The sequence below is a fragment of the Streptomyces sp. NPDC059454 genome, from assembly GCF_042749965.1.
Classification (GTDB): Bacteria; Actinomycetota; Actinomycetes; order Streptomycetales; family Streptomycetaceae; genus Streptomyces.
The window spans coordinates 65,927-88,863 of the sequence record NZ_JBHYVC010000006.1; the positions used below are offsets into that span (position 1 = coordinate 65,927).

The 22,937-nt window shown below is 73.2% G+C and carries 24 protein-coding genes; 11 read left to right on the top strand and 13 right to left on the bottom strand.

Features of this window, described 5'->3' with window-relative positions; translation table 11 throughout:
- The first annotated feature begins 158 nt into the window (after positions 1-158).
- Positions 159-1,637, top strand: coding sequence for a glycoside hydrolase family 76 protein (locus ACFXAE_RS06025; protein WP_384708655.1), 1,479 nt, complete (start codon positions 159-161; stop codon positions 1,635-1,637).
- A 52-nt stretch (positions 1,638-1,689) separates the two neighbouring features.
- On the opposite strand, the gene ACFXAE_RS06030 is transcribed toward ACFXAE_RS06025, so the two are convergent.
- The 4 genes from ACFXAE_RS06030 to ACFXAE_RS06045 form a co-directional block, all read right to left on the bottom strand.
- A complete protein-coding gene (locus ACFXAE_RS06030; protein WP_384708658.1) occupies positions 1,690-2,406 on the bottom strand; it encodes a peptidyl-tRNA hydrolase in 717 nt (238 codons plus the stop codon).
- 33 nt (positions 2,407-2,439) lie between these two features.
- Positions 2,440-2,625, bottom strand: coding sequence for a hypothetical protein (locus ACFXAE_RS06035; protein WP_384708661.1), 186 nt, complete (start codon positions 2,623-2,625; stop codon positions 2,440-2,442).
- Positions 2,622-3,485, bottom strand: a complete 864-nt coding sequence (locus tag ACFXAE_RS06040) for a polysaccharide deacetylase family protein (protein ID WP_384708664.1) — start codon at positions 3,483-3,485, stop codon at positions 2,622-2,624. The genes ACFXAE_RS06035 and ACFXAE_RS06040 overlap by 4 nt, the downstream gene beginning before the upstream one ends.
- Positions 3,486-3,583: 98 nt before the next feature.
- On the bottom strand, positions 3,584-5,107 hold the full coding sequence (locus tag ACFXAE_RS06045; RefSeq protein ID WP_384708667.1) for an FAD-dependent oxidoreductase: 1,524 nt from the start codon (positions 5,105-5,107) through the stop codon (positions 3,584-3,586).
- An 86-nt stretch (positions 5,108-5,193) separates the two neighbouring features.
- On the opposite strand from ACFXAE_RS06045, the gene ACFXAE_RS06050 reads away from it, so the two are divergent.
- Entirely contained in the window at positions 5,194-5,598 is a 405-nt protein-coding gene (locus tag ACFXAE_RS06050) for an ArsR/SmtB family transcription factor (protein ID WP_384708670.1), read from the top strand.
- Positions 5,595-6,080 (top strand): SRPBCC domain-containing protein, encoded by a 486-nt coding sequence (locus ACFXAE_RS06055; protein ID WP_384708673.1) that lies wholly within the window; start codon positions 5,595-5,597, stop codon positions 6,078-6,080. The genes ACFXAE_RS06050 and ACFXAE_RS06055 overlap by 4 nt, the downstream gene beginning before the upstream one ends.
- A 61-nt stretch (positions 6,081-6,141) precedes the next feature.
- Here the strand turns inward: ACFXAE_RS06055 and ACFXAE_RS06060 are convergent, their stop codons facing one another.
- From ACFXAE_RS06060 to zapE, 5 genes are all read right to left on the bottom strand, one after another.
- Complete coding sequence (locus ACFXAE_RS06060; RefSeq protein WP_384708676.1) at positions 6,142-7,572, bottom strand: alkaline phosphatase PhoX; 1,431 nt, start codon at positions 7,570-7,572, stop codon at positions 6,142-6,144.
- A gap of 90 nt (positions 7,573-7,662) precedes the next feature.
- Positions 7,663-8,484, bottom strand: a complete 822-nt coding sequence (locus ACFXAE_RS06065; protein WP_384708679.1) for a slipin family protein — start codon at positions 8,482-8,484, stop codon at positions 7,663-7,665.
- A gap of 261 nt (positions 8,485-8,745) precedes the next feature.
- On the bottom strand, positions 8,746-10,233 hold the full coding sequence (locus ACFXAE_RS06070; protein ID WP_384708682.1) for a SulP family inorganic anion transporter: 1,488 nt from the start codon (positions 10,231-10,233) through the stop codon (positions 8,746-8,748).
- A gap of 8 nt (positions 10,234-10,241) precedes the next feature.
- Complete coding sequence (locus ACFXAE_RS06075; RefSeq protein WP_384708685.1) at positions 10,242-10,823, bottom strand: carbonic anhydrase; 582 nt, start codon at positions 10,821-10,823, stop codon at positions 10,242-10,244.
- A 413-nt stretch (positions 10,824-11,236) separates the two neighbouring features.
- Positions 11,237-12,340 (bottom strand): cell division protein ZapE, encoded by a 1,104-nt coding sequence (gene zapE / locus ACFXAE_RS06080; protein WP_384708688.1) that lies wholly within the window; start codon positions 12,338-12,340, stop codon positions 11,237-11,239.
- Between the two features lie 37 nt (positions 12,341-12,377).
- Here zapE and ACFXAE_RS06085 point away from each other — a divergent pair, with 37 nt between their 5' ends.
- The 4 genes from ACFXAE_RS06085 (at position 12,378) to msrB (ending at position 15,739) form a co-directional block, all read left to right on the top strand.
- Positions 12,378-13,172, top strand: coding sequence for a pyrimidine reductase family protein (locus ACFXAE_RS06085; protein ID WP_384708691.1), 795 nt, complete (start codon positions 12,378-12,380; stop codon positions 13,170-13,172).
- A 201-nt stretch (positions 13,173-13,373) separates the two neighbouring features.
- A complete protein-coding gene (locus ACFXAE_RS06090; protein WP_384708693.1) occupies positions 13,374-13,847 on the top strand; it encodes an indole-3-glycerol phosphate synthase in 474 nt (157 codons plus the stop codon).
- Positions 13,848-13,928: 81 nt separating this feature from the next.
- The gene (murC, locus tag ACFXAE_RS06095; protein WP_384708696.1) at positions 13,929-15,317 is read left to right on the top strand and encodes a UDP-N-acetylmuramate--L-alanine ligase; all 1,389 of its coding nucleotides are present in this window, start codon (positions 13,929-13,931) and stop codon (positions 15,315-15,317) included.
- A 14-nt stretch (positions 15,318-15,331) separates the two neighbouring features.
- A complete protein-coding gene (gene msrB, locus ACFXAE_RS06100; RefSeq protein WP_384708699.1) occupies positions 15,332-15,739 on the top strand; it encodes a peptide-methionine (R)-S-oxide reductase MsrB in 408 nt (135 codons plus the stop codon).
- A gap of 19 nt (positions 15,740-15,758) precedes the next feature.
- Here msrB and ACFXAE_RS06105 read toward each other — a convergent pair whose 3' ends face one another.
- Positions 15,759-17,084 carry a hypothetical protein gene (locus ACFXAE_RS06105; protein ID WP_384708702.1) on the bottom strand — a complete coding sequence of 442 codons (1,326 nt, stop codon included), beginning with the start codon at positions 17,082-17,084 and terminating at the stop codon, positions 15,759-15,761.
- A gap of 113 nt (positions 17,085-17,197) precedes the next feature.
- Here ACFXAE_RS06105 and ACFXAE_RS06110 point away from each other — a divergent pair, with 113 nt between their 5' ends.
- Together ACFXAE_RS06110 and ACFXAE_RS06115 are read left to right on the top strand one after the other, a co-directional pair.
- Positions 17,198-18,457 carry a molybdopterin-dependent oxidoreductase gene (locus ACFXAE_RS06110; protein ID WP_384708705.1) on the top strand — a complete coding sequence of 420 codons (1,260 nt, stop codon included), beginning with the start codon at positions 17,198-17,200 and terminating at the stop codon, positions 18,455-18,457.
- 8 nt (positions 18,458-18,465) lie between these two features.
- Positions 18,466-18,879, top strand: a complete 414-nt coding sequence (locus ACFXAE_RS06115; RefSeq protein ID WP_384708708.1) for a hypothetical protein — start codon at positions 18,466-18,468, stop codon at positions 18,877-18,879.
- Between the two features lie 74 nt (positions 18,880-18,953).
- On the opposite strand, the gene ACFXAE_RS06120 is transcribed toward ACFXAE_RS06115, so the two are convergent.
- From ACFXAE_RS06120 to ACFXAE_RS06130, 3 genes are read right to left on the bottom strand one after another with little or no spacing between them, the layout of a single operon-like run.
- Complete coding sequence (locus ACFXAE_RS06120; RefSeq protein WP_384709056.1) at positions 18,954-19,640, bottom strand: class I SAM-dependent methyltransferase; 687 nt, start codon at positions 19,638-19,640, stop codon at positions 18,954-18,956.
- A gap of 5 nt (positions 19,641-19,645) precedes the next feature.
- Complete coding sequence (locus ACFXAE_RS06125) at positions 19,646-20,269, bottom strand: DUF2064 domain-containing protein (RefSeq protein WP_384708711.1); 624 nt, start codon at positions 20,267-20,269, stop codon at positions 19,646-19,648.
- A complete protein-coding gene (locus ACFXAE_RS06130; RefSeq protein WP_384708714.1) occupies positions 20,266-20,988 on the bottom strand; it encodes a glycosyltransferase family 2 protein in 723 nt (240 codons plus the stop codon). The genes ACFXAE_RS06125 and ACFXAE_RS06130 overlap by 4 nt, the downstream gene beginning before the upstream one ends.
- A 104-nt stretch (positions 20,989-21,092) precedes the next feature.
- On the opposite strand from ACFXAE_RS06130, the gene ACFXAE_RS06135 reads away from it, so the two are divergent.
- Both ACFXAE_RS06135 and ACFXAE_RS06140 read left to right on the top strand, forming a co-directional pair.
- Positions 21,093-21,821, top strand: coding sequence for a response regulator transcription factor (locus ACFXAE_RS06135; protein ID WP_384708717.1), 729 nt, complete (start codon positions 21,093-21,095; stop codon positions 21,819-21,821).
- A 3-nt stretch (positions 21,822-21,824) separates the two neighbouring features.
- Positions 21,825-22,937 carry a sensor histidine kinase gene (locus ACFXAE_RS06140; RefSeq protein WP_384708720.1) on the top strand — a complete coding sequence of 371 codons (1,113 nt, stop codon included), beginning with the start codon at positions 21,825-21,827 and terminating at the stop codon, positions 22,935-22,937.

Sequence of the window (22,937 nt, forward strand, 5' to 3'; positions counted from 1 at the left end):
CCATGCCCAGTACTACTTTGCGGGAGCGCTCTCATTCCCCCACATCCGCCGAGCACCCTGCCTCCGTGTGCAGGACCGTCGCGTCCGTCGAAGGGCCGGCACACGGCCCCAGCTGACATCAGGGCAGGAAGGCGCCCCACACAGGGAGCAGTCCATCCATGAATCCCGTACGGAGATCCCGCCGGTGGCAGCCCGCCGCGGCGCTCGGCCTCACCCTGGCGCTGGCACTGTGCGCGCTGCTGCCGCAGACCGCGTCCGCCGGCGACACGGCGAGCGCGGCCGACGTCTGCAACAAGCACTGCGACGGCCGTGACCCCGCCCTCTCCCCGGGCGACCGCACGCCCGTCACGGCGACCGTCCACTCACGCTCCATCGTCCTGCACTTCGACGACACCGACGCGATGGGCTGGGCCTCCCTCGGCAACGGCGACCCGGGCGACGAGGTCTGGCTCGACCGCTCCTTCGACGGCGGCCGGACCTGGAGTCAGGGAAGCAGGCTCGGCGCCACCGCCGTACCGTCGGGGCAGCGCGGATGGCGTACCCGGATGTACAACGTGGACGACTGGGGCGCCCACGGCGTCGGCGCGCTGCGGGCCTGCGGCAAGGCCGGTGACCGTCCCGAGATCGCCTGCACGCCCTGGGCGCGCACCACCTGGAACGCCGGCGACCGGCGCACCGCCGCGGCCACCGGACTGATGACCCTCTACAACCACTCGACGGGCCTGTTCGACACCACCGGCTGGTGGAACTCGGCGAACGCGCTCACGGCCGTCATCGACAACATCCGCGCGTCGGGCATGGGCAGTTACCGGTACGCCATCGCCCGCACCTACGACCTGAACGTGAACGCGCGGGAGGGGCAGTTCCGCAACGACTACATCGACGACACCGGCTGGTGGGGACTGGCCTGGGTGGCCGCCTACGACCTGACCGGCGACCGCCGCTATCTCGCCACCGCCCGCGCGGACGCCGACCACATGGCCGCGTACTGGGACTCCACGTGCGGCGGCGGAGTGTGGTGGAGCACCGCGCGCACCTACAAGAACGCGATCTCGAACTCCCTCTACATCCAGCTCAACGCCGCGCTGCACAACCGGATGCCGGGGGAGAGGACCTACCTGGAGCGGGCGCGGGCCGGCTGGTCCTGGTTCAGGGGCACGGGCATGGTGAACGGCTCGCACCTGGTCAACGACGGCATCGACCTGGGCACCTGCCGCAACAACGGCGACACGGTGTGGTCGTACAACCAGGGTGTGCTCCTCGGCGCCCTGACCGAACTGCACCGGGCCACGGGCGACGGTGCCCTGCTCACCGACGCACGGCGCATCGCCGACGCCGCCACCACCTCGTCCGCGCTCCACACGGCGGACGGCATCCTGCGCGACCCGTGCGAGAACGGCGACTGCGGGGCGGACGGACCGTCGTTCAAGGGGGCGCACGTGCGGGGACTGGGCGAGCTCAATGCCGTACTCCCGGACCACCCGTACACCCCCTACCTCCGGCGCCAGGCCGACCGCGCCCACGCGAGCGACCGCAACACCCTCGACCAGTACGGGCTGCGCTGGTACGGGCCGCTCGACAGGGTGGACGCGGCACGCCAGCAGAGCGCCGTCGACCTGTTCAACGCCGCGCCCTGACCGACGCTTCCGGCAGGGACGGAAGGCAAGGAGAAGTCACGCCCGGCCGGGCTCACCGCAGCGCCGGATGGTCCGCCACCACCGTGCACGAGCCCGGGGCGATCTCCGTGAAGCCCGCGTCGCGGACCGTGGGGAGGCCGGTGGTGGTCAGGGCGGGCCAGTGGGCGGGGTCGGCGGTGCGGACGGTGAGGGGGAAGCCGGTGGCGTGCCAGGCGGCGCGGGCCTCGTCCGGGAGTCGCCACCAGGCCAGTTGGGCGGCGTGGCCCGCCTGGGCCATGGCCTTGCCGGCCGACATGTCGAGGGCGGGGTTCAGCCAGAGGACGGGGGCCGCCGGGTCCGTCGGGGGCACGGGATCGGGGTCGTCGAGGTCGGTGCCGGAGACCTGGAGGCGGGCCAGGTCCTTGGGCCAGCCGTCCAGGGGGACGGGCGGGAAGACGCGGACCTCCGCCGACTTGCCGGTGACCGTGATCCCGGGAAGGGCCTCCGCGCGGCGCCACTCCGCGCCGCGCGCCCGGCGCACCACCTTGCGGATGCGGGCGTCCTGCCAGTCGCGCATCGCCCGCGCCCACTCGCCCTCGCCCACCGAGCGCTCGTCGGTCAGCATCACCAGGACCGCGCGGGCCGCCGTCTCCAGGGCGTCCGTACGGGGCGGAGGCGCCGCCCGTTCGATGCGGACCACCAGGGGCAGGACGAACTGGGGTGCCGCGTCGCGGGCGCCCGGATCGGGGCGGAAGGGGTTGTCGGCGGCAGGTGTCTGATCATTGCTCACGCGTTCAGTGTGCCAAGCCGCGCGGCGGTCCCGTCAGCCCGAGCAGGACGTCCGCTCGGCCTCCCGCCACTCGCAGACCGGGCACAGCGTGATGCCCTTGTACGACTCCGGGTACTCCGTCGGCTTCTGGCACAGCACGCATGCCGCGTACGGCGGGCCGTCGGCCCTGGGCGGCCGGGTGACGTCGATCAGGCAGTAGTCGTTGTCGGTGTCGCTCATGGCTCAAGGGTAGGACGCTCGGCCCGGCCGTTCGCCGCCGAGATCAGGTCGGAGACCTGCACGAAACGGTAGCCCCGGCGGCGCAGCTCCGGGACGATTCTCCGTACGGCCCGTTCCGTCGCCGGGGCCGCGCTGCGGGTGCAGTGCAGGACGACCACCGAGCCGGGACGTACGCCCTCCAGCACCTGCCGCGCCACCGCCTCCGCGTCCGTGGCGAACGCGTCGCCGCCCACCACGTCCCACTGCACGGCCGTCACACCGGCCGGGGTCAACGCCTTGAGCGCGGCGCGGTCGTAGCAGCCGCCGGGGAAGCGGAAGTACGGCTTCGGATCGGGCACGCCCACCTTCCGGAACGCCGCGTACGCCCGCTCCACGTCCGCCCGCATCCGGTCGGCGGAGACGGCCGGCAGGCCGTAGCAGTCGCCGGTGAAGGCGTAGTGGCTGTAGGAGTGGTTGGCGACCTCGAAGAGCGGGTCCCGGCCGATGGAGCGGGCCTGGTCCGGGTACTCCTCGGCCCAGCGGCCCGTCATGAACACCGTGGCCGGCACCTTCAGCGCGCGCAGGGTGGCGATGAGCCGCGGGTGGTCGAAGTGCTCGCCCGCCGCCGCCCTCGGGCCCTGGTCGGCGGTCATGTCGGCGTCGAAGGTGAGGGCGACCGCCCGGTCGCCGGTGCGCGGGCCGTTGCGGAAGACCGGGGTCAGGCCGGACGGGCCCGGGGCGAGTGTGGGAGGGGCCGAGGGGGAGGGGGGCGCGGAGGGCGCGGGGCGGGGCGCCTGCCGGGCGGGGTGGGCGGTGGCGCAGGCGGCGAGCGCGGTGGCCAGGACGCATACGGCGGCTGCTCGACGTACGAGAGTGATCACCGTATGACAATATGAGTGCATTCATGGCGTTCATGCTGTTGTACGTCCTGGTCGGTCCCCGCATCACCCGGGTGGGTGGGTGTCCGCCCCGTACCGCCTCAGATGTCGCGCCGTTCCAGCGGCCGTGTCGCCGGGCCCTGGATGACCTTGCCGTCGGTGTCGAAGCGGGAGCCGTGGCAGGGGCACTCCCAGGCGCGTTCGGCGGCGTTGAAGTCCACCAGGCAGCCCAGGTGGGTGCAGCGGGCGGAGACGGCGTGCAGGGTGCCGTCGTCGTCGCGGTAGACCGCGAGCCGGCCGCCCTCCGCGCGGACCACGGCGCCCTCGCCCGGCGGCAGCGCCTCCGCCGGCGGCGCCGGGCGCAGCCGGTCGCCGACGAAGTGCTTGGCCACCTGCGCCTGGTGTTTGAGGAAGGACGGCGCCTCGCGTACGGCGGAGGCCAGGCGGCGCGGGTCGTACAGACCGCTCCACTCGCACTCCTCACCGGTGATCTGCGCCGTGAGCAGCAGGCCCGCCATCATGCCGCCGCTCATGCCCCAGCCGCCGAAACCGGTGGCGACGTAGGTGTGCCGGGCGCCCGGGTGCAGCGGGCCGACCAGCGGCACGGTGTCGGTGGGATCGTTGTCCTGCGTGGCCCAGAAGTGGGTGAGTTCGACGTCGGGGAAGTGCGTGCGGGCCCACGCGGAGAGGCGGTCGAAGAGGGCACGGGTGTCGCCCGTGCCCGGTGTGAAGTGCTCGCCGGTGATCACGAGGAGGCGGTGGGAGCCGTCCTCGCCGTAGGGGGCCGTGCGGACCGAGCGGGTGTTCTCCTCGGGAGTGATGTACATGCCGCCGGGGTCCTGACCGGCGGGAACGGGCCCGGCGACGACCAGTTCGCGGCGCGGGGAGAGGCGGGTGAACAGCAGTGCCCGGTCGAAGACCGGGTAGTGGGTGGCGACCACGACGTCCCGGGCCGTCACCGTCGCCCCGGCCGCCGTCGACAGACGGCACGGCGTGCCCTCCTCCAGACCGAGGACGGTGGTGTCCTCGTGGACGCGCCCGCCGTGCGCGACGATGTCGTCCGCGAGCGCCAGCAGGTACTTGCGCGGATGGAACTGCACCTGGTCCGTCACCTTGACGGCGCCCGCCACCGGGAACGGCAGGCCGGTCTCCGTCACGAAGGAGGCCGGCAGGCCCGCCTCCCGCGCCGCCTCGGCCTCCGCGCGCAGCTCCTCCACCCGGTCCGCGTCACGGACGTAGGTGTACGCGCTGCGGCGCTCCCACTCGCAGTCGACGCCGAGCTCCTCCACGACCCGTGCGGTGTGCTCGATCGCCTCGGACTGCGAACGGGCGTACAGGCGCGCGCCCTCGCCGCCCCGGGTGCGGCGCAGCTTGTCGTAGACCAGCGTGTGCAGGGCGGTGACCTTGGCCGTGGTGTGCCCGGTGACACCGGCCGCGACCCGTCCGGCCTCCAGTACCGCGACGCTCTTCCCCGCCCGCGCCAGCTCCCGGGCCGTGCACAGGCCGGCGATGCCCGCGCCGATCACGGCCACGTCGACGTCGAGGTCCTCGGTCAATGGGGTGTGCCGGCCGCCCGGCGCGGTCTGGAGCCAGTACGAGCCGCCTGCCTGCTGCTTCTCCGTCATGCCGCGCCGAGTACCCCGGCGCGACCGGTTCACCGTCCGGGCGGATCTCTTGCACGACGGGCGGCACGGGACTAACGTACAACCAAATGGTTGTAGATGGGGTCGACGAGACCGGCGAAGCCGTGGACCGGCTGTTCCACGCCCTGGCCGACGCGACGCGGCGCGACATCCTCCGCCGCTGCGTCCGGGGTGAGCTGTCCGTGTCACGTCTGGCCGCGGCGTACCCGATGAGCTTCGCCGCGGTGCAGAAACACGTCACGGTGCTGGAGCGGGCCGGTCTGGTCGCCAAGGAGCGACGCGGACGGGAGCAGCTCGTGCGCACCGATCCCGACGCGGTGGGCCGGGCGCGGCAGGCCCTCGACGAACTGGAGTCGGCCTGGCGGGCGCGGGTGGACCGGATGTCCGGTCTGCTCGCGGAGGACGTCACCGGGACCGGTGACTCCGAGGCCCCGGCCCACGACGAGAACACGACGGAAGGACCGGACGGATGACTGTCACCAGCGTGGACAAGGACGTCGACCGACTGACGCTCACCCTCGTCGCCGACTTCACCGCTCCCGTGGAGCGGGTGTGGCGGCTGTGGGCCGACCCGCGGCTGCTGGAGCGCTGGTGGGGCCCGCCGAGCTACCCGGCGACCTTCGAGGAGCACGACCTGACGCCCGGGGGCGGCATGAAGTACCACATGACCGGCCCGGAGGGCGAGAAGTACGGCGGCTGGTGGCGGGTCTCCTCGGTGACGCCGCCGACCACCCTCGAGTTCACCGACGGCTTCTCCGACCAGGAGGGGAAGCCGAACCCCGAAATGCCGACCACCTCGGTACGGATGACGCTCACCGCGTCCGAGGGCGGCACCCGGATGGAACTGCGGTCCGTCTTCGACACCCGGGAGCAGATGGAGCAGCTGGCCGAGATGGGCATGGTGGAGGGGATGAGTCAGGCCGTCGGCCAGATGGACGCGCTTCTGGCGGGCTGAGCGCCGTGCCGGGACGGAGGGCGGCGCACCGGCCTCCGTCCCGGTCGTCGTGCGGCTGCGGCTACCTGCGCCAGGGGCCCGTCACGGCGAACGTCGTACCGGGGTCGTAGCAGTTGACGTACATCGTGCGGCCGTCCGGGGAGAAGGTGACCCCGGCGAACTCGCCCCACTCCGGTCCCTCGGGGGTGCCGCCCGCCGCGGTAGCGGCTGATGTGATCGCCTGGCGGTTGCGCGCCATCGCGTAGACCTCGCCCCGGCGCGTGACGCCGTAGACGTGCTGGGCGCCGCCGCCGTCCTCGCACACCATCAGACCGCCGCTGGGCGCGAGGCAGATGTTGTCCGGAGACTCGCCGGGCAGCTGGACGTCGGTGTCCGGGCCGAAGACGATCACCAGGGTGAGGCAACGCCGGTCCGGGTCGTAGCGCCAGATCTGGCCGTAGTGGTCACCGGCCGACCCCTCGGCGCTGCGGGCGAAGGACGACACGAAGCAGACCGAGCGGCCACCCCAGTAGCAGCCCTCCAGCTTCTGTGCGTGGGTGATGCCCTTCGGGCCGAAGTCCTGGTGGCGGATGGGGGTTTCGGCGGCCAGCGGGTCCGGTACGTCGACCCACTCGACGCCGTCGAAGCGGGCGCCGACGTCCTGGATCGAGGACAGGTCGGGCACCCCGGGCACCCGCATCGCCTGGAGCCGGCCGCCCGCGCGCAGCGAACCGGTGCCGCCGAGCGGCTTCTCCGGCAGGAAGCGGTAGAAGAGGCCGAAGGGCCGTTCGAAGGCGTCCTCGGTCTCGTAGACCACGCCCCGCTTCGGGTCCACGGCGATCGCCTCGTGCTGGAAGCGGCCCATCGCGGTCAGCGGTACGGCGCCCGTGCGGCGCGGGTCGGCGCCGTCGACCTCGAAGATGTAGCCGTGGTCCTTGGTGTAGCCGCCTGTGCCGGCCTTGTCCTCGGTCTCCTCGCAGGTCAGCCAGGTGTCCCAGGGGGTCGGTCCACCCGCGCAGTTCACGGCCGTACCGGCGATCGCGACCCGTTCCGACAGCACCCGGCCGCGGTGGTCCAGGGTGAGTGCCGTACAGCCGCCCTTGCCCTCTGGGTCGTAGGTCAGGCCGTCGACCACCGGGACCGGGACTCTGCCGGTGGCGCGGTTCTCGTGGTTGCGGACCAGGTGGACACGGCCGTGGCGGCCGGCGAAGGCGGCCATGCCGTCGTGGTGGGAGGGGACCGGGCCCTCGCCGGAGCGCAGCGGGTCGCCCTCGCGGGAGAGCACGGTGTAGCGGAAGCCCTTCGGCAGGTCGAGCAGTCCGTCGGGGTCGGGGACCAGGGGGCCGTAGCCGCTGTGGCCGAGGTCCTGGGCGGCGACGGTGCCGGTGAAGAGTTCGGAGAGGGCGCCGGTGAAGGCGATGCCGATGCCGAGGGCGCCGGAACGGGCGAGCGCCTGACGTCGTGTCGTGGGGAAGCCGGTGGTGGACCCGGTGGTGGACCCGGTTTCTGACATGGGGAAACCTTCCTGCTGGCGGACAGGAACTGTGATCCGGTCGTGTCTATCACCTGGTGCGGGTCACGGGAACCACGCGCGTAGCACGTGTCACGGGCCGGGGGCGCGGTCGTCGGACGCCGGGCGGGGTTCCGTCGAGAGGTCCGGTGCGGGCTGCTGGGCGCGTTCGAGGAAGCGGAGGAGTTCGACGGGGAAGGGCAGGACGAGGGTGGAGTTCTTCTCGGCGGCGACGGCCACGATGGTCTGCAGCAGGCGCAGTTGGAGGGCGGAGGGGGTCTCCGACATCTGCTGGGCGGCCTCGGCGAGCTTCTTGGAGGCCTGGAGTTCGGCGTCGGCGTTGATGACACGGGCCCGGCGTTCGCGGTCGGCCTCGGCCTGGCGGGCCATGGACCGCTTCATCGTGTCGGGCAGGGAGACGTCCTTGATCTCGACGCGGTCGATCTGCACGCCCCAGCCGATCGCGGGGCTGTCGATCATCAGCTCCAGGCCCTGGTTCAGCTTCTCGCGGTTGGACAGCAGGTCGTCGAGGTCGCTCTTGCCGATGATCGACCGCAGTGAGGTCTGCGCCATCTGGGACACCGCGAAGCGGTAGTCCTCGACGTTGATGATGGCCGCCGACGCGTCGACGACCTTGAAGTAGACGACCGCGTCGACCCGGACGGTGACGTTGTCCCGGGTGATGCCCTCCTGGGCCGGCACCGGCATCGTGACGATCTGGAGGTTGACCTTGTGCAGGCGGTCCACGCCGGGGACCACGAGGGTGAAGCCGGGCGGGCGCGCGGTGCCGTGCAGGCGGCCGAGGCGGAAGACGACGCCGCGCTCGTACTGCTTGACGACCCGGGCCGCCGCGATGACGTAGGCGGCGCCGGCGGCGCCCACGGTGACGGCTGCGGTGAGTAGCTCCTCGACCATGTCGACCTCCCGGTCAGAGGTCTGTTGCGTGCGGGTTCATCCGTTGCTGCAACGATATGCCCGGTGCCCGGTGTGGAGCCATGTCGGGTGGCGGCAGGGCCGGGCCGCAGGGCTGGGCGGCGGGGTGTTTCGCCCCCGCCGCCCCTTCCCGCTCCTTCCCGTTCCCCGGGCGCTGCCCCCGGACCCCCGTTCGCGCCCACACGGCGGAGCCGCATGTCGGGACAGCCCCGCGTCCCTGAAGAGGCCCGGCTCCCCGCGTCCTCAGGGGGCCGTGACCGGAGTTTCCTTCTCCTTCGTCGGGCGTTCCGTGAGTTTCACCGGGTCCGTGCCCGGTGTGCTGTGGCGTTCGGACCAGTTCCTCAGGGCCGTGTGACAGGCGTGGTCCAGGTGGTGGAGGCCGGTGAGGTCCAGTTCGACGGGGCGGTCCTGGGGGAGGGACTCCAGGGTGTCCAGGATCTTCGGGAGGCGCAGGAAGGTCGCGTTGCCCGACAGGTACACCTGGATGGGGCCCGCTCCCTTGTCTATGACCTCCAGCTTCGCCTGCGAGGCCTCCCAGGCGGTCTTGGCGACCGACAGGGCCAGACCGATCAGCACGCCCTCGAACATGTTGACCACGACGATCGACACGGCGGTGACCACCAGGATCAGCGCCTCGCCCCGGTGGCCCCGCCAGAGCGCGACCACCCCGCGGAACGGGATCAGTTTCCAGCCGGCGTGGACCAGGATGCCGGCCAGCGCGGGCAGCGGGATCAGCGCCAGCGCGGACGGCAGCAGCGCCGCGAACAGCAGCAGCCACACGCCGTGCAGCACCCGGGACGCCTTGGTCCTGGCGCCCGCCCGGACATTGGCCGAGCTGCGCACGATGACCGCGGTCATCGGCAGCGCGCCGAGGACCCCGCAGACCGTGTTGCCCGCGCCCTGCGCCATCAGCTCCTTGTTGTACTGGGTGCGCGGACCGTCGTGCAGCCGGTCCACCGCGGCGGCGCTGAACAGGCTCTCGGCGGAGGCGATCAGGGTGAAGGCGACGATCGTGCCGAGGACGCCGGCCTCCAGTCCGCCGAAGGCGTCCGCGCCGGGTGGCTGGACGGCGTCGAGCAGGCCCTGCACCTCGACCGTCGCGACGGGCACGCCGAACGCGAGGGTGACCGCCGTCGCCAGCAGGACCGCCGCGAGCGCGCCCGGTACGGCGCCGGCCGGGCCCGGCATCCGGCGCCACAGCACCATCACGGCGACGGTGCCCGCGCCGACCGCGAGCGAGGCGAGCGCCTCGGTGCTGCCGAGCGCGTCCGCGGCCGCCCCCGGCAGCCCGAGGATCTTGTCGACGCCGGAGGCGGGCGCCGCCAGCCCGGCCGCCGCGTAGAGCTGGCCGGCGATGAGCACGAGACCGATGCCGGCCAGCATGCCCTCGACCACCGAGAGCGATATCGCGCGGAACCAGCGGCCGAGCCGCAGCGCGCCCATGGCCAGCTGGAGCAGCCCGGTGGCCAGCACGATCACGCCGAGGGCGGGCAGTCCGTAGGTGTCGACGGCCTCGAAGACCAGCACGGTCAGCCCGGCGGCCGGACCGGACACCTGCAGGCTGCTGCCCGGCAGCAGGCCGGTGACCAGCCCGCCCACGATGCCGGTGATCAGGCCGAGTTCGGCCGGGACGCCGGAGGCGACGGCGACACCCACGCACAGCGGGAGCGCGACGAGGAACACGACGAGCGAGGCGGCGAAGTCCTGCCGCAGACGGGGGAACTTGGACACGGCCGTGCTCACAGCGCCTCGAAGGTGTCGGTGTCCGCGCGGTGCTCGCGTACGGCTCCGGTGTGCACCTCGTAGTACCAGCCGCGCAGCCGGAGCCGGCCCGAGGCCAGCCGCTGCTCGACGCACGGGTACGAGCGCAGCCGCAGCAGCTGGGCCAGGACGTGGTGCTGGACCGCCTGCGCGCACGCCGGGTCCGTCGCGTCGGCCGGCGCCGGCTCGTCGGCGGCGTGCGCCAGCCAGTCGCGTACGGCGGGCACGGCGTCCAGGTCGTCGCCGCGCACCAGCGCGCCGATGGCCCCGCAGTGGGAGTGGCCGCAGACCACGATGTCCGTCACGCCGAGGACCCCCACCGCGTACTCGACGGTGGCCGCCTCGGAGGTGGGGCGCCCGGGGGTGTACGGCGGGACGATGTTGCCCGCGGTGCGCAGCTCGAAGAGCTCGCCGGGCCGGGCGCCCGTGATCAGGGCCGGCACGACCCGGGAGTCGGAGCAGGTGATGAACAGGACGTCGGGGGATTGCCCCTCGGCGAGGCGGGCGAACTCCTCAGGGCGCTGTCCGAACGTGCGGGCGTTGTCGATGAGGGGCTGCATCTGGTGATTCCTCCTGGCGCGCGTGGGGGCGCGTCGGACGGGCATGACAAAGGTCGGACTCCGCTGACCCGTGGCCCTTGCCTCACGGAATGTATACGCGGGTGCGAAGGGTGCGGGAAATGCGGAGAAGTGAAGCGCAGGTAAAGCGACGGCAGAGGCCGGGGGTGGGGCCGCAGTCGCCGGACCTTGGAACATGCGTGCTTCGCGAGGCGGTTCGCACCTCTCCCGCATGCCAACGCTTGGTCAATGGTTGGTCAAGAAACACGTTAACCCTGCAAAGTCGTTTGCAGGGTTAACTCAATGTTTCGTGGCGAAGAGAGCCTGAAAAGAAAGGGTGTGTTGGCGCGAATGCGCCCTTGATCGACGGCTGTTCGATCGGGTATCCGACACGCGGTCGACCCGGTTCACCCGTTTCACGGGGTTTCGGTGAGCCGTCCCGCGTCGCGGGCCAGCGCGGTGAGCCGCGAGATCGCCCGGAAGTACTTCTTGCGGTAGCCGCCCTTCAGCATCTCCTCGCTGAACAGCCGGTCGAACGGCAGCCCCGAGGCGAGTACGGGCACCTCACGGTCGTAGAGCCGGTCCGCGAGGACGACGAGCCGGAGCGCGGTCGACTGGTCCGGCACCGGACGCACACCGGTGAGGCACACCGCGCGGAGTCCGTCGGTCAGGGCGCCGTAGCGGCTGGGGTGGACCCGCGCGAGATGCTCCAGCAGGTCGGGGAAGGCGTCGAGCGAGGCGCCCTCGGTGGCGTGTGCCGTCCGGGTCACCCACTCGTCGGAGTGCGGCGCCGGCGCCTCGGGCAGACCGCGGTGGCGGTAGTCCTCGCCGTCGATGCGCAGGGCGCGGAAGTGGGCCGACAGGCCCTGGATCTCACGCAGGAAGTCAGCCGACGCGAACCGGCCCTCGCCGAGCCTGCCCGGCAGCGTGTTCGAGGTGGCGGCGAGCGCGACCCCCGCCTCGACCAGCTTGCCGAGCAGGGTGGACACGAGCACGGTGTCGCCCGGGTCGTCCAGTTCGAACTCGTCGATGCACAGCAGGCGGTGCCCGGAGAGGGTCTTCACGGTCTGCTGGAAACCGAGGGCGCCGACCAGGTTGGTCAGCTCCACGAACGTGCCGAACGCCTTGCGGGAGGGCTCGGCCGGGGTGGCGTGCCACAGGGAGGCCAGCAGGTGGGTCTTGCCGACGCCGTAGCCGCCGTCGAGGTAGACGCCGCGCGGCCCGGCCGGGGCCTTCTTCGGCGCCTTGCCGAAGCCGAACAGCCGGCGCCGGCCCGCGTCACCGGCCGCCGCCCCGTCGAGGCCGGCCGCGAACCCCTCGAGGACGCGCACGGCCTCGGTCTGGCTCGGCTGGTCCGGGTCCGGGACGTAGGTGTCGAAGCGGACCGAGTCGAACCGCGGCGGCGGCACCATCTCGGCGACGAGCCGGTCCGCGGGCACGTGCGGCTCGCGGGCGCACAGGGACAGCGGAGCCACGTCGGCTATGGGACCGGGCCGGGGGGCGGGGGAGGAGGACGACACGGTCCCCCATGCTACGGCCCGTGGAAGACTGCACCGCATGCGACGCCTGTTCCCCGTGACCGACGTGACCGACGAAACAGCAGCTCCCGGCGGGGAGGAAGGCCGTGAGTGGAGCCTCGCCGAGCTGGCCGCCGCGTACGCCTACCCCGAGCCGGGACCCGGCGGCCGGGAGCCGTGGCTGCGGGCCAACATGGTGTCCACCCTCGACGGGGCCGCCCAGCACGACGGCCGCTCGCAGCCCATCTCCTGCCCGGCCGACATGCGGATCTTCGGCACACTGCGGGCGCTCGCCGACGTCGTGGTCGTCGGCGCGCAGACGGTACGGCAGGAGGGCTACCGCCCGGCACGCGCGCGTGCGGAGTTCGCGGCCGCGCGGGAGGCGGCCGGACAGGGGCCCGCGCCCGTGATCGCGGTGGTGACGGCCGGTCTGGACCTGGACTTCTCGCTGCCGCTGTTCACCTCCCCCCTGGTGCCCACACTGCTGCTGACCGGCGCCGGGGCCGCCCCGGACCGCGTGGCCGCCGCCGAGCGGGCGGGCGCCCGGGTGGTCACCGCCGGGGAGGGGGCGGCGGTGGACCCCGCGCGGGCGGTGCGGGCCCTCGCGGACCTCGGACACACCCGGCTGCTGACCGAGGGCGGGCCGCGGCTGCTGGGCCAGCTGGTGGCGGCGGAGGTGCTGGACGAGCTCTGTCTGACGGTTTCGCCGATGCTCACCGCCGGTGACGCGCAGCGCATCGCCGGTGGGCCGTCCGTAACACTTCCGCGGCGTTTCGCGCTGAAGTCGATGTTGGAGGAGGACGGTTTCCTGTTCACGCGATACCGGCGGTCCTGACGTCCGCGTCCGCGGGAGCGCCCGATGGTGGCCGCTTGTCCGGTGATCGGCGGAACGCATCCGCCCGGCCGGTGCGGGAAGGGGCGACACTGAATCCGGCAGTACCCGTGCGAACGCGGGGCAGAAGGGTTTCCGCAGGGCCTGGCCGGGCCCACGGAGCAGAGAGGGGCCCTAGGGTCCTCCGAGGAGAAGGGGCGCCTGGTGTTCACCAGCGTACTGATGATCGAGAAGGCCCTGACGTCCGCCGACGTGGAGTTCGTCACCACCTTGCACGGCGACGAGCCGGTCTCCTTCCACGTGCTGCTCCAGCCGCGCGGCGAACAGGCCGACCGGCTGCTGAGAGCCATCGACGACGTCGCGCTCGGCGAGCTCGACGAGGCCGCCCGCGAGGGCGAGACCCCCGAGGGCGAGGAGGCCCAGGACATGGGGGAGCGGGCGCTGGAGGTGTCCCTGCAGGCCCTGCGGGCCACCGGTGACGAGGCGGACGGCCGGCTCATCGCGGACCACCCCCTGGACGCGCTGAAGACCATGGTGGAGGAGGTCGGGGCGGACGAGGTGATCGTCCTGACCGACCCGCACTACGTGGAGGAGTTCTTCCACCGCGACTGGGCCTCCCGGGCCCGGCACAAGGTCGGGGTACCGGTGCTGAAACTCTTCTCGCACAGCAAGGCATAGGCTGGGGCGGCGCTCTCCCGGGCCCTCCCGCGGGAGCGCGAAGACCGCCGTCCCGCTCGTCGCACCACTGGGAGAACACGCATGGCACCCGGCCTTCCTACCGCCATGGACCGACCGCACTTCATCGGCATCGGCGGCGCCGGAATGTCGGGCATCGCCAAGATCCTCGCCCAGCGCGGCGCGAAGGTGGCCGGCAGCGACGCCAAGGACTCCCCGACCGCCGAGGCCCTGCGCGCGCTGGGCGCCACCGTGCACATCGGCCACGCCGCCGGCCACCTCGCCGACGACGCCAGCTGCGTGGTCGTCTCCTCCGCGATCCGCGAGGACAACCCCGAACTGGTCCGGGCGGCCGAGCTGGGCGTCCCGGTGGTGCACCGCTCCGACGCCCTCGCCGCCCTGATGGACGGCCTGCGGCCGATCGCGGTGGCCGGCACCCACGGCAAGACCACCACCACCTCCATGCTGGCCGTCTCCCTCACCGAGCTGGGCCGAAAGCCGTCGTACGCGATCGGCGGCGACCTGGACGCCCCGGGCTCCAACGCGCTGCACGGCGCGGGCGAGATCTTCGTCGCCGAGGCCGACGAATCGGACCGCAGCTTCCACAAGTACGCGCCCGAGGTCGCGATCATCCTCAACGTCGAGCTGGACCACCACGCCAACTACGCGTCCATGGAGGAGATCCACGAGTCCTTCGAGACGTTCGTGGGCCGGATCGTGCCCGGCGGCACCCTGGTGATCTCCGCCGACCACGAGGGCGCCCGCGAGCTGACCCGGCGGCTGGACGGCTCGGTGCGGACCGTGACGTACGGCGAGGCGGCGGACGCCGACGTGCGGGTGCTGTCGGTCGTCCCGCAGGGGCTGAAGAGCGAGGTGACCGTCGAGTTCGACGGCGCCCCGCTCACCTTCACCGTGTCGGTCCCCGGCCGGCACTACGCGCACAACGCGGTGGCCGCGCTCGCCGCGGGCGCCGCCCTCGGCGTCCCCGCCGCCGAGCTGGCCCCGGCGCTGGCCGCGTACACCGGGGTGAAGCGGCGCCTCCAGCTCAAGGGCGAGGCCGCCGGCGTGCAGGTCATCGACTCCTACGCGCACCACCCGACCGAGATGACCGCCGACCTGGAGGCGATGCGCGCCGCCGCCGGGGACGCCCGCATCCTCGTCGTCTTCCAGCCCCACCTCTTCTCCCGCACCCGCGAGCTGGGCGCGGAGATGGGCCGGGCCCTGTCCCTCGCCGACGCCTCGGTGGTGCTGGACATCTACCCGGCCCGCGAGGACCCGATCCCCGGCGTCACCAGCGAGCTGATCATCGAGGCCGCCCGGACGGCCGGCGCGGACGTCACCGCCGTCCACGACAAGGCGGAGATCCCCGAGGTGGTCGCGGGAATGGCGAAGCCCGGTGATCTCGTTCTCACCATGGGAGCGGGCGACGTCACCGACCTCGGCCCGCGGATCCTGGACCGTCTGTCGAAGTAAGGGGCTGGAAGCTCATGCCGTACGACGTGGAGAAGCCGGACGAGCAGTGGCGCGCGGAACTGTCTCCGTCCGAGTACGCCGTTCTGCGCCAGGCGGCCACGGAACCCGCCTTCACCGGCGAGTACACCGACACCAAGACCACGGGCGTCTACTCCTGCCGCGCCTGCGGCGCCGAGCTGTTCACCTCGACCACCAAGTTCGAGTCGCACTGCGGCTGGCCGTCCTTCTACGACCCGAAGGACACCGACGCCGTGGAGCTGATCGAGGACCGGTCGCACGGCATGGTGCGCACCGAGGTGCGGTGTGCGCGGTGCGGTTCGCATCTGGGGCACGTGTTCGAGGGCGAGGGGTACGCGACGCCCACGGACCAGCGGTACTGCATCAACAGCATCTCGCTGACGCTGCAGCCCACGGAGGGCTGACCCCGTACCTGCCTGCTGCTCACCAGCCGGTGAGCAGCAGGTGGTTCAGGAGCAGCGCGAGGACCGCCTGCCCGGTCAGCCAGGCGCGCGGGCCGGGCAGGAAGGCCGCGGCGGGGAGCAGCCAGAACGCGAAGGGCAGCCAGATGCGTTCCGTCTCCGCCTTGCTCATCCCGGACAGATCGGCGATCAGCAGCGCGAGGAGGGCGGACGCCACGAGCACCGCCAGGCGGGCGGCGGCGCCCCGGTCCCCGATGAGCGCGCCCCCGCCCCTGCGCAGCCCGGCCACCGTCGCCGGACCGGTGATCAGCACCGTGCACGCGAGGTTGGCCCACACCCAGTACCCGTACGGCCGTACCCCGCCCGCCCCCTGCTGGTAGCGGGTGACCAGCAGCCGGTACGCCTCCCACCAGTCGAACCCCAGCACGGCGAACACCACCGGCACGACCAGGAACCCGGCGATCACGTACGGCAGTGTCCGCAGCCGCCGCGTCCCCAGCAGCAGGACGGCCGCGCCGATCACCGCGAACAGGGTGAGCCCGTACGACAGATACACGGTGAGCCCGAACAGCAGTCCGGAGCCGAGGCCGGTCCACGCCGGGCGGTGTCCGGTCACGGCGAGGGCCAGCAGGGCCACGGCCCAGGCGGCCACCGCCGTGAAGTAACCGTCGGCGGACGTGCCCACCCACACCGCCGCCGGGGCCAGGACCAGGAAGGGCGCCGCGCGGCGGGCGAGCGACTCGCCGGCGAGCCGGCGTACGGCGATCAGGATCGCGACCGCCGCCGTGGTGCCGACGGTGATGACGAAGGCGCCCGCCCACCCCCCGCCGCCCAGGCCGATCCGGTCGAGGAGGACGAAGGTGAGGGTGGCGCCCGGGGGATGCCCGGCGACATGGGCGGGCCAGTTGTCGGGGCTGTCCAGCAGGATGTGCGCGTCGAAGTCCCGCAGGGCGGCGGGGAGGTCCCGGAAGCGGTCGACGGCCCGCAGATACTCGTGGGTGGTGGTCAGCTGCTCGGCGACGCCCCGGAACCAGCCGTCGACGAGGGCGAGCGACCACGTCCAGGCCAGTGACGCCCCCCACGTCGTGAGCAGCAGGCGCCGCCAGGACAGCCGGGCGGCCAGGGAGGGCCCGTACGCCACCACGGCGGCGGCGACGACCAGCGCGGCCGGAGTACCCGGGCCGGCGTGCGGCGCCCAGTCGGCCAGCAGCGGCGGCCGGTTCACCCGGAGCGTGCCGTAGCGGTCCTCGAGCCGGGCGCCGATCAGCACGGCGGCCAGGACGAGCAGCGCGGCGGCCAGGACCGCCGAGAGGTCACGGGCCGTGGCACGGGAAAGATCGCGGTTCACGTCGTCACGCTAGGCCGGAGGAGCGGTGGCGAGTGGCCGACAAGGGCGGACGTCAGCGTTTCGTCATCGCTTCCGCACCCGTTCGCGGGGTGGTGCGGACCTACGGTCGGCACATGCCTCGGTCCTCCCTCCCCATCCGCCTCGCGCGAGGCCCGTTCGCGCCGGACTTCTGGCGCAGCCCGCTGCGCGGCCCCTGGTTCACCTCGGTGCTCGGGGTGGTCCTCCTCGCCGGCGTCACGATCCTCTTCGTGACGGGACTGCTGTCGTACGCCGCGTACAACCCGGACCTCGCGCCGGTGAACGACAAGACCCCCGGCAAGGGCATCCTCGGCTTCCACCTCTTCTCCTGGCCCACCGACCCGCCGTGGCTCTACCGGCTCACCCAAGGTGTCCATGTCACGCTCGGCCTCGTGCTCGTCCCGGTGCTGCTGGCCAAGCTTTGGTCGGTGGTACCCAGACTGTTCACCCTGCCCCCGGCCCGCTCGCTCACCCACGCCCTGGAACGGATCTCGCTGCTGCTTCTGGTCGGCGGCGCGCTGTTCGAGTTCACCACCGGCATCCTCAACGTCCAGCTCGACTACGTCTTCCCCGGCTCCTTCTACCCCCTGCACTTCTACGGCGCCTGGGTGTTCTTCGGCGCGTTCCTCGCCCATGCGGTACTGAAGGCGCCGGTGGCGTTCCGCAATCTGCGGACGATGCGGGAGGAGGGGCACGAGCAGGCGGACGAACTGGTGGCTCCGCGTCCCGGTCCGCCGACCGTCTCGCGGCGCGGGGCGCTCGGGCTGGTCGGCGGCGGCTCGCTGCTGCTCCTGGCCACCTCCGCCGGGCGCAGCTTCGACGGGCCGCTGCGCGAGACCGCCGTCCTCACCCCGCACGGCGGCCCCGAACCCGGCACCGGACCGGCGGGCTTCCAGATCAACAAGACGGCCGCGTACGCCGGGATCCGCGCCGCCGAGACGAGCGAGGAGGCGTGGCGGCTGGTCGTCACCGGGCCCACCGGCACCGTACGGCTCAGCAGGGCCGACCTGCTCGGCATGCCGCTGCACAGCGCCGCCCTGCCCATCGCCTGCGTGGAGGGCTGGTCCACCTCCGACCAGTGGTGGCGGGGCGTACGGCTGCGGGACCTCGCGGCGCTCGTCGGCCATGAGGAGCCGGTGGACGTGTTCGTGGAGTCGCTGCAGCGTCGTGGTGCGTTCCGCCGTGGTGCGCTGCGCGCCAACCAGGTCGCCGACCCGCGTTCCCTGCTCGCCCTGTTCGTCAACGGCGAGGAACTGACCCCCGACCACGGCTACCCGGCCCGGATCATCGTCCCCGCCGCGCCCGGCGTGCTCGCCACCAAGTGGGTCGCCCGGCTGACCTTCGGTGAACTGTGAGGTGACCTGTGAAGCTGTTCGTGCTGCTCTGTTCGTTCGTCCTCTGCGCGTACGCGGGGGTGCGGTTGCTCGACGGCGACTGGCTCATGGTCGCGCTGTGGTTCGTGGGGGCGGCGGTGATCCATGACCTGGTGCTGCTGCCGTTGTACGCGGCGGCCGACCGGGCGCTGGTCAAGGGCGCGGGGCGGCGGAGGAGGTGGGTCAACCACGTACGGGTGCCGGCTGCCCTGTCCGGGCTGCTGCTGCTCGTGTGGTTCCCGCTGATCACCGGTCGGGTGTCGGAGCGGTATGCCGGCGTTGCGGGGCTGTCCGCGGACGGGTATGCGGTCCGGTGGCTGATCGTCACGGCCGTGCTGTTCGGTGGGTCGGCGGTGGTGTTCGCGGTGCGCGGCGGAAGGAAGCGTCCGGCGGCTGACGGCTGACGGCTGACGGCTGACGGCTGACGGCTGACGGCTGACGGCTGTTCGGTGGTGTGCCGGCCCGTACGTTTTCGCCCCTACTTCGCCCGGAGTGCCACGAAGCAGCGCCCGCCCGTCGACCATTCGTCCTCAGCGCGCCAGCCCGCTCCCTCCGCGTACCGCAGCAGCGCCGGAGTCCCGAGGCGGGCCCACGCGAACGGGACGCCGGGGGTGCCGTGGGCGTCGGTGACCTGGACCGGGGTGCGTTCGTCCACGTCCGGGTACGGGACCGTCTCCGCGATCAACCGGCCACCCGGTGTCAGGAGTCGGGCGAGGCGGGCGAGCAGGGCCCCCGGATCGCCGCCGATGCCCACGTTGCCGTCCATGAGCAGGGCGGTGCCCCAGCGGCCGGTGCCGGGCAGCGGGTCGAAGACGGAGCGGAGCAGTGCCTGCCCGCCGCGGCCGACGGTGTGCGCGACCGCGGCCTCGCTGACGTCGATGCCGAGTGCCCGGTGCCCCCGGGCGCCCAGGGCCGCGACCAGCCGCCCCGGCCCGCAGCCCACGTCCAGCACCGCGCCCTCGCAGCGCCGCAGCACCTCCAGGTCCGCCGCGTCGGCCTCCGCGCACCAGCGCTCCACGTCCAGGGGCAGCAGCCATCCGTCGGCGCGGCGCAGGAACAGCGGCCCCCGGCCTGCGCGCAGGGCCTCGGCGTAGGGGTCGGCGGACCAGGCCCGCTCGGCGGCGAGGGCCGTCCGCTGGTGTCCGATGCGCGCTGCCGCGCGCACCTCGCTCACCGGTGGGCCGCCGTCAGCCGGGCCAGCCGCGCGGCGAACCGTCCGCCGGGTGCCTCACCGGCGACCAGTTCGGCGTCGTACGCCGTGTCCACGTCCCGCAGACGCGGTAGTTCACGCACCCGCAGATGCGTGAGCCGCCGTCGTTGCGCGGCCCCCGTGCCGGGGGTCGACATGGGGACCCCGCGCAGCAGCCGGGGATCGGGCTCGGCCAGGCCCAGCGCCCAGAAACCGCCGTCCTCGGCGGGACCGAAGTACGCGTCGCAGTCACCGAAGTCCACGGTGAGCAGCTCCGGCGTCACCTGGGGCGTGTCCATGCCGATGAGAAGGGCGGGTCCGTCGCACCCGGCGAACGCGGCGGCCAGCCGCTCGTCGAGCCCGCCCGCGCACTGCGGTACGACCTCGATGCCCTTCGGCAGCCAGCGTCCAGGTGTCCCGTCCAGCACCAGCACCCGGCGTCGCGCGGGCGTACGCGCCACCACGTCCAGGGTGTCCGCGAGCGCGGCCTCGGCGAGCCCCGCCGCCTCCTCGGGGGTGAACGGCGGGGTCAGCCGGGTCTTCACCCGGCCCGGCCGGGGCTCCTTGGCGATGACGAGCAGCGTCACGGAAGACGTGGAGGTCACGAGGCCGCCCCTTCCCGCACCGGCGCCTCCTGGAGCACACGGCTCATGTCCCGTACCGCCTGGAAGGTGCCGCGCCAGGTGCCGGTGACCTTGGAGGCGCCGGCGCGCGGCGCGTACGGGACGTCGTGCTCGGTGACGCGCCAGCCGGCGTCGGCGGCGCGCACCACCATCTGCAGCGGATAGCCGCTGCGCCGGTCGGTCAGGTCCAGGGCGAGCAGTTCCTCGCGCCGGGCGGCCCGCAGCGGGCCGAGGTCGCGCAGCCGCAGTCCGGTACGGCGGCGCAGCAGCCGGGACAGCGCGAGGTTGCCCGCGCGGGCGTGCACCGGCCAGGCCCCGCGCGCCCGCGGCCGGCGCCGGCCCAGCACCAGGTCCGCCGCGCCGGCCCGCACCTCGCGCACGAACGGCACCAGGTCCGCCGGGTCGAGCGAGGCGTCGCAGTCGCAGAAGCAGACGATGTCGGCCGTGGCGGCGGTCAGCCCGGCGTGGCAGGCGGCGCCGAAACCGCGCCGCTCCTCGTGCACGACGGTCGCGCCGAGCTCGCGGGCGATGCGGTCGGAGCCGTCCGTGGAGCCGTTGTCCACGACGAGGGCGCGCCAGCCGGGCGGGACGCGTTCCAGTACCCACGGCAGCGCTGCGGCCTCGTCGAGACAGGGGAGGACGACGTCCACGGACGGCGGGCCCGGTTCCGGGGCGGGGGAGGAGGTGGTCACGGCTCTCACCCTACGAACGCAAAAAGGGTATACCGGGCATCGGCTCCTTACGGAATGCGGACGTCGCCGGCCCGGCCGCACCGCTCGCGCGCGCGTGGTGCGAGGCTGGCCGCATGGAGCAGCGACCACCGAACGCCGAGGCCGGAGCCCGGGTCCTCGTCGTCGACGACGATCCCACCGTCGCCGAGATCGTCACGGGTTACCTCGACCGCGCCGGCTATGTCGTCGACCGGGCCGGCGACGGCCCCGACGCGCTCGCCCGGGCGGCGGCCCACTGGCCGGACCTCGTCGTCCTCGACCTGATGCTGCCCGGCATGGACGGCCTGGAGGTGTGCCGCAGGATGCGCGGGCAGGGGCCCGTGCCGGTCATCATGCTCACCGCGCGGGGCGACGAGGACGACCGCATCCTCGGCCTGGAGGTCGGCGCCGACGACTACGTCACCAAGCCGTTCAGCCCACGCGAACTCGTCCTGCGCGTCGAGTCGGTGCTGCGCCGCACCCGGCCCGCGCCGGCCGCCGCGTCCGGCCTGCTGCGGGCCGCCGGTCTCACCGTCGACCCCGCCGCCCGCCGGGCCACCAAACACGGCGCCGAACTCGCCCTCACCATCCGCGAGTTCGACCTCCTCGCCTTCTTCCTGCGGCACCCCGGGAAGGCCTTCGCGCGGGAGGAGCTGATGCGGGAGGTGTGGGGCTGGGACTTCGGCGACCTGTCCACCGTGACCGTCCACGTACGGCGGCTGCGCGGCAAGGTGGAGGACGATCCCGCGCGGCCCCGGATCGTCCAGACCGTGTGGGGCGTCGGCTACCGCTTCGACCCCGCCGCCGGTTTCGGGGAGGAGTGAGCGATGCGGGACATGCTGCTCATCGCCCTGTTCGCCTTCCTCGGCGCCGCCGCGGCCGGTCTGCTCGGCGCGTGCGTGCTGCTGCTGATCCGGCGCCGGTCGCTCACCGCGCACCTCGCGGTGGTCGCCGGGGTCGCGGCGGCGGCGATGCTCGCGGGCACCCTCGCCGTCGCCCGGGCGATGTTCCTGTCGGCGCACGACCTGAGCGTGGTGACGACGGTCGTCGCCATGGCCGCCGTGGTCTCCACGGTCACCGCGCTGCTGCTGGGCCGCTGGGTCGTCGCCCGCAGCCGCGAACTGACGCTCGCCGCCCGCTCCTTCGGCGACGGCGGCGACTTCGCCGCGCCCGCGCGCCCGTCCACCGCCGAACTCGCCGCGCTCAGCCGCGAACTGGAGGCGACCAGCGTCAAACTGGCCGAGTCGCGGGACCGCGAACGCGCCCTGGAGTCCTCCCGCCGCGAACTCGTCGCCTGGATCTCCCACGACCTGCGCACCCCGCTCGCCGGACTCCGTGCGATGGCCGAGGCGCTGGAGGACGGGGTCGCCGCCGAACCCGACCGCTACCTCAGGCAGATCCGCACCGAGGTGGAGCGCCTCAACGACATGGTCGGCGACCTCTTCGAGCTCTCCCGCATCCACGCCGGCGCGCTGACCCTCTCGCTCTCCCGGATCTCCCTGTACGACCTGATCGGCGACGCCCTCGCCGGCGCGGACCCGCTCGCCCACGAGCACGGCGTACGGCTCGTCGGGGACCGGGTGGAGTCGGTGCCGGTGGAGGTGGACGGGCGGGAGATGAGCCGCGTACTGGGCAATCTGCTGGTCAACGCGATCCGCCGGACCCCGGCCGACGGCACGGTCGCCGTCGCCGCGCGGCGCTCGGACGAGGGCGTGGTGCTGTCCGTGACGGACGGCTGCGGCGGTATCCCCGAGGAGGACCTGCCCCGCGTCTTCGACACCGGCTGGCGCGGCACCCACGCGCGCACCCCGCCGGCCGGCGCGGGCCTCGGCCTCGCCATCGTCCGCGGCATCGTCGAGGCCCACCGGGGCAGCACCACCGTCCGCAACGTCACCGGCGGCTGCCGCTTCGAGGTGACGCTCCCGGCGACGGAGAGCTGA

Excerpts from the sequence above, each read along its gene's own strand:
- ACFXAE_RS06055 (WP_384708673.1), top strand. The coding sequence starts at position 5,595 with ATGACTGTCACCAGCGTGGACAAGGACGTCGACCGACTGACGCTCACC.
- msrB (WP_384708699.1), top strand. The coding sequence starts at position 15,332 with ATGCCGTACGACGTGGAGAAGCCGGACGAGCAGTGGCGCGCGGAACTG.
- ACFXAE_RS06025 (WP_384708655.1), top strand. The coding sequence starts at position 159 with ATGAATCCCGTACGGAGATCCCGCCGGTGGCAGCCCGCCGCGGCGCTC.
- ACFXAE_RS06135 (WP_384708717.1), top strand. The coding sequence starts at position 21,093 with ATGGAGCAGCGACCACCGAACGCCGAGGCCGGAGCCCGGGTCCTCGTC.
- ACFXAE_RS06035 (WP_384708661.1), bottom strand. The coding sequence starts at position 2,625 with ATGAGCGACACCGACAACGACTACTGCCTGATCGACGTCACCCGGCCG.
- ACFXAE_RS06075 (WP_384708685.1), bottom strand. The coding sequence starts at position 10,823 with ATGCAGCCCCTCATCGACAACGCCCGCACGTTCGGACAGCGCCCTGAG.
- ACFXAE_RS06140 (WP_384708720.1), top strand. The coding sequence starts at position 21,825 with ATGCGGGACATGCTGCTCATCGCCCTGTTCGCCTTCCTCGGCGCCGCC.
- ACFXAE_RS06085 (WP_384708691.1), top strand. The coding sequence starts at position 12,378 with ATGCGACGCCTGTTCCCCGTGACCGACGTGACCGACGAAACAGCAGCT.
- ACFXAE_RS06110 (WP_384708705.1), top strand. The coding sequence starts at position 17,198 with ATGCCTCGGTCCTCCCTCCCCATCCGCCTCGCGCGAGGCCCGTTCGCG.
- ACFXAE_RS06045 (WP_384708667.1), bottom strand. The coding sequence starts at position 5,107 with ATGACGGAGAAGCAGCAGGCAGGCGGCTCGTACTGGCTCCAGACCGCG.
- ACFXAE_RS06060 (WP_384708676.1), bottom strand. The coding sequence starts at position 7,572 with ATGTCAGAAACCGGGTCCACCACCGGGTCCACCACCGGCTTCCCCACG.
- ACFXAE_RS06050 (WP_384708670.1), top strand. The coding sequence starts at position 5,194 with ATGGTTGTAGATGGGGTCGACGAGACCGGCGAAGCCGTGGACCGGCTG.
- murC (WP_384708696.1), top strand. The coding sequence starts at position 13,929 with ATGGCACCCGGCCTTCCTACCGCCATGGACCGACCGCACTTCATCGGC.
- ACFXAE_RS06065 (WP_384708679.1), bottom strand. The coding sequence starts at position 8,484 with ATGGTCGAGGAGCTACTCACCGCAGCCGTCACCGTGGGCGCCGCCGGC.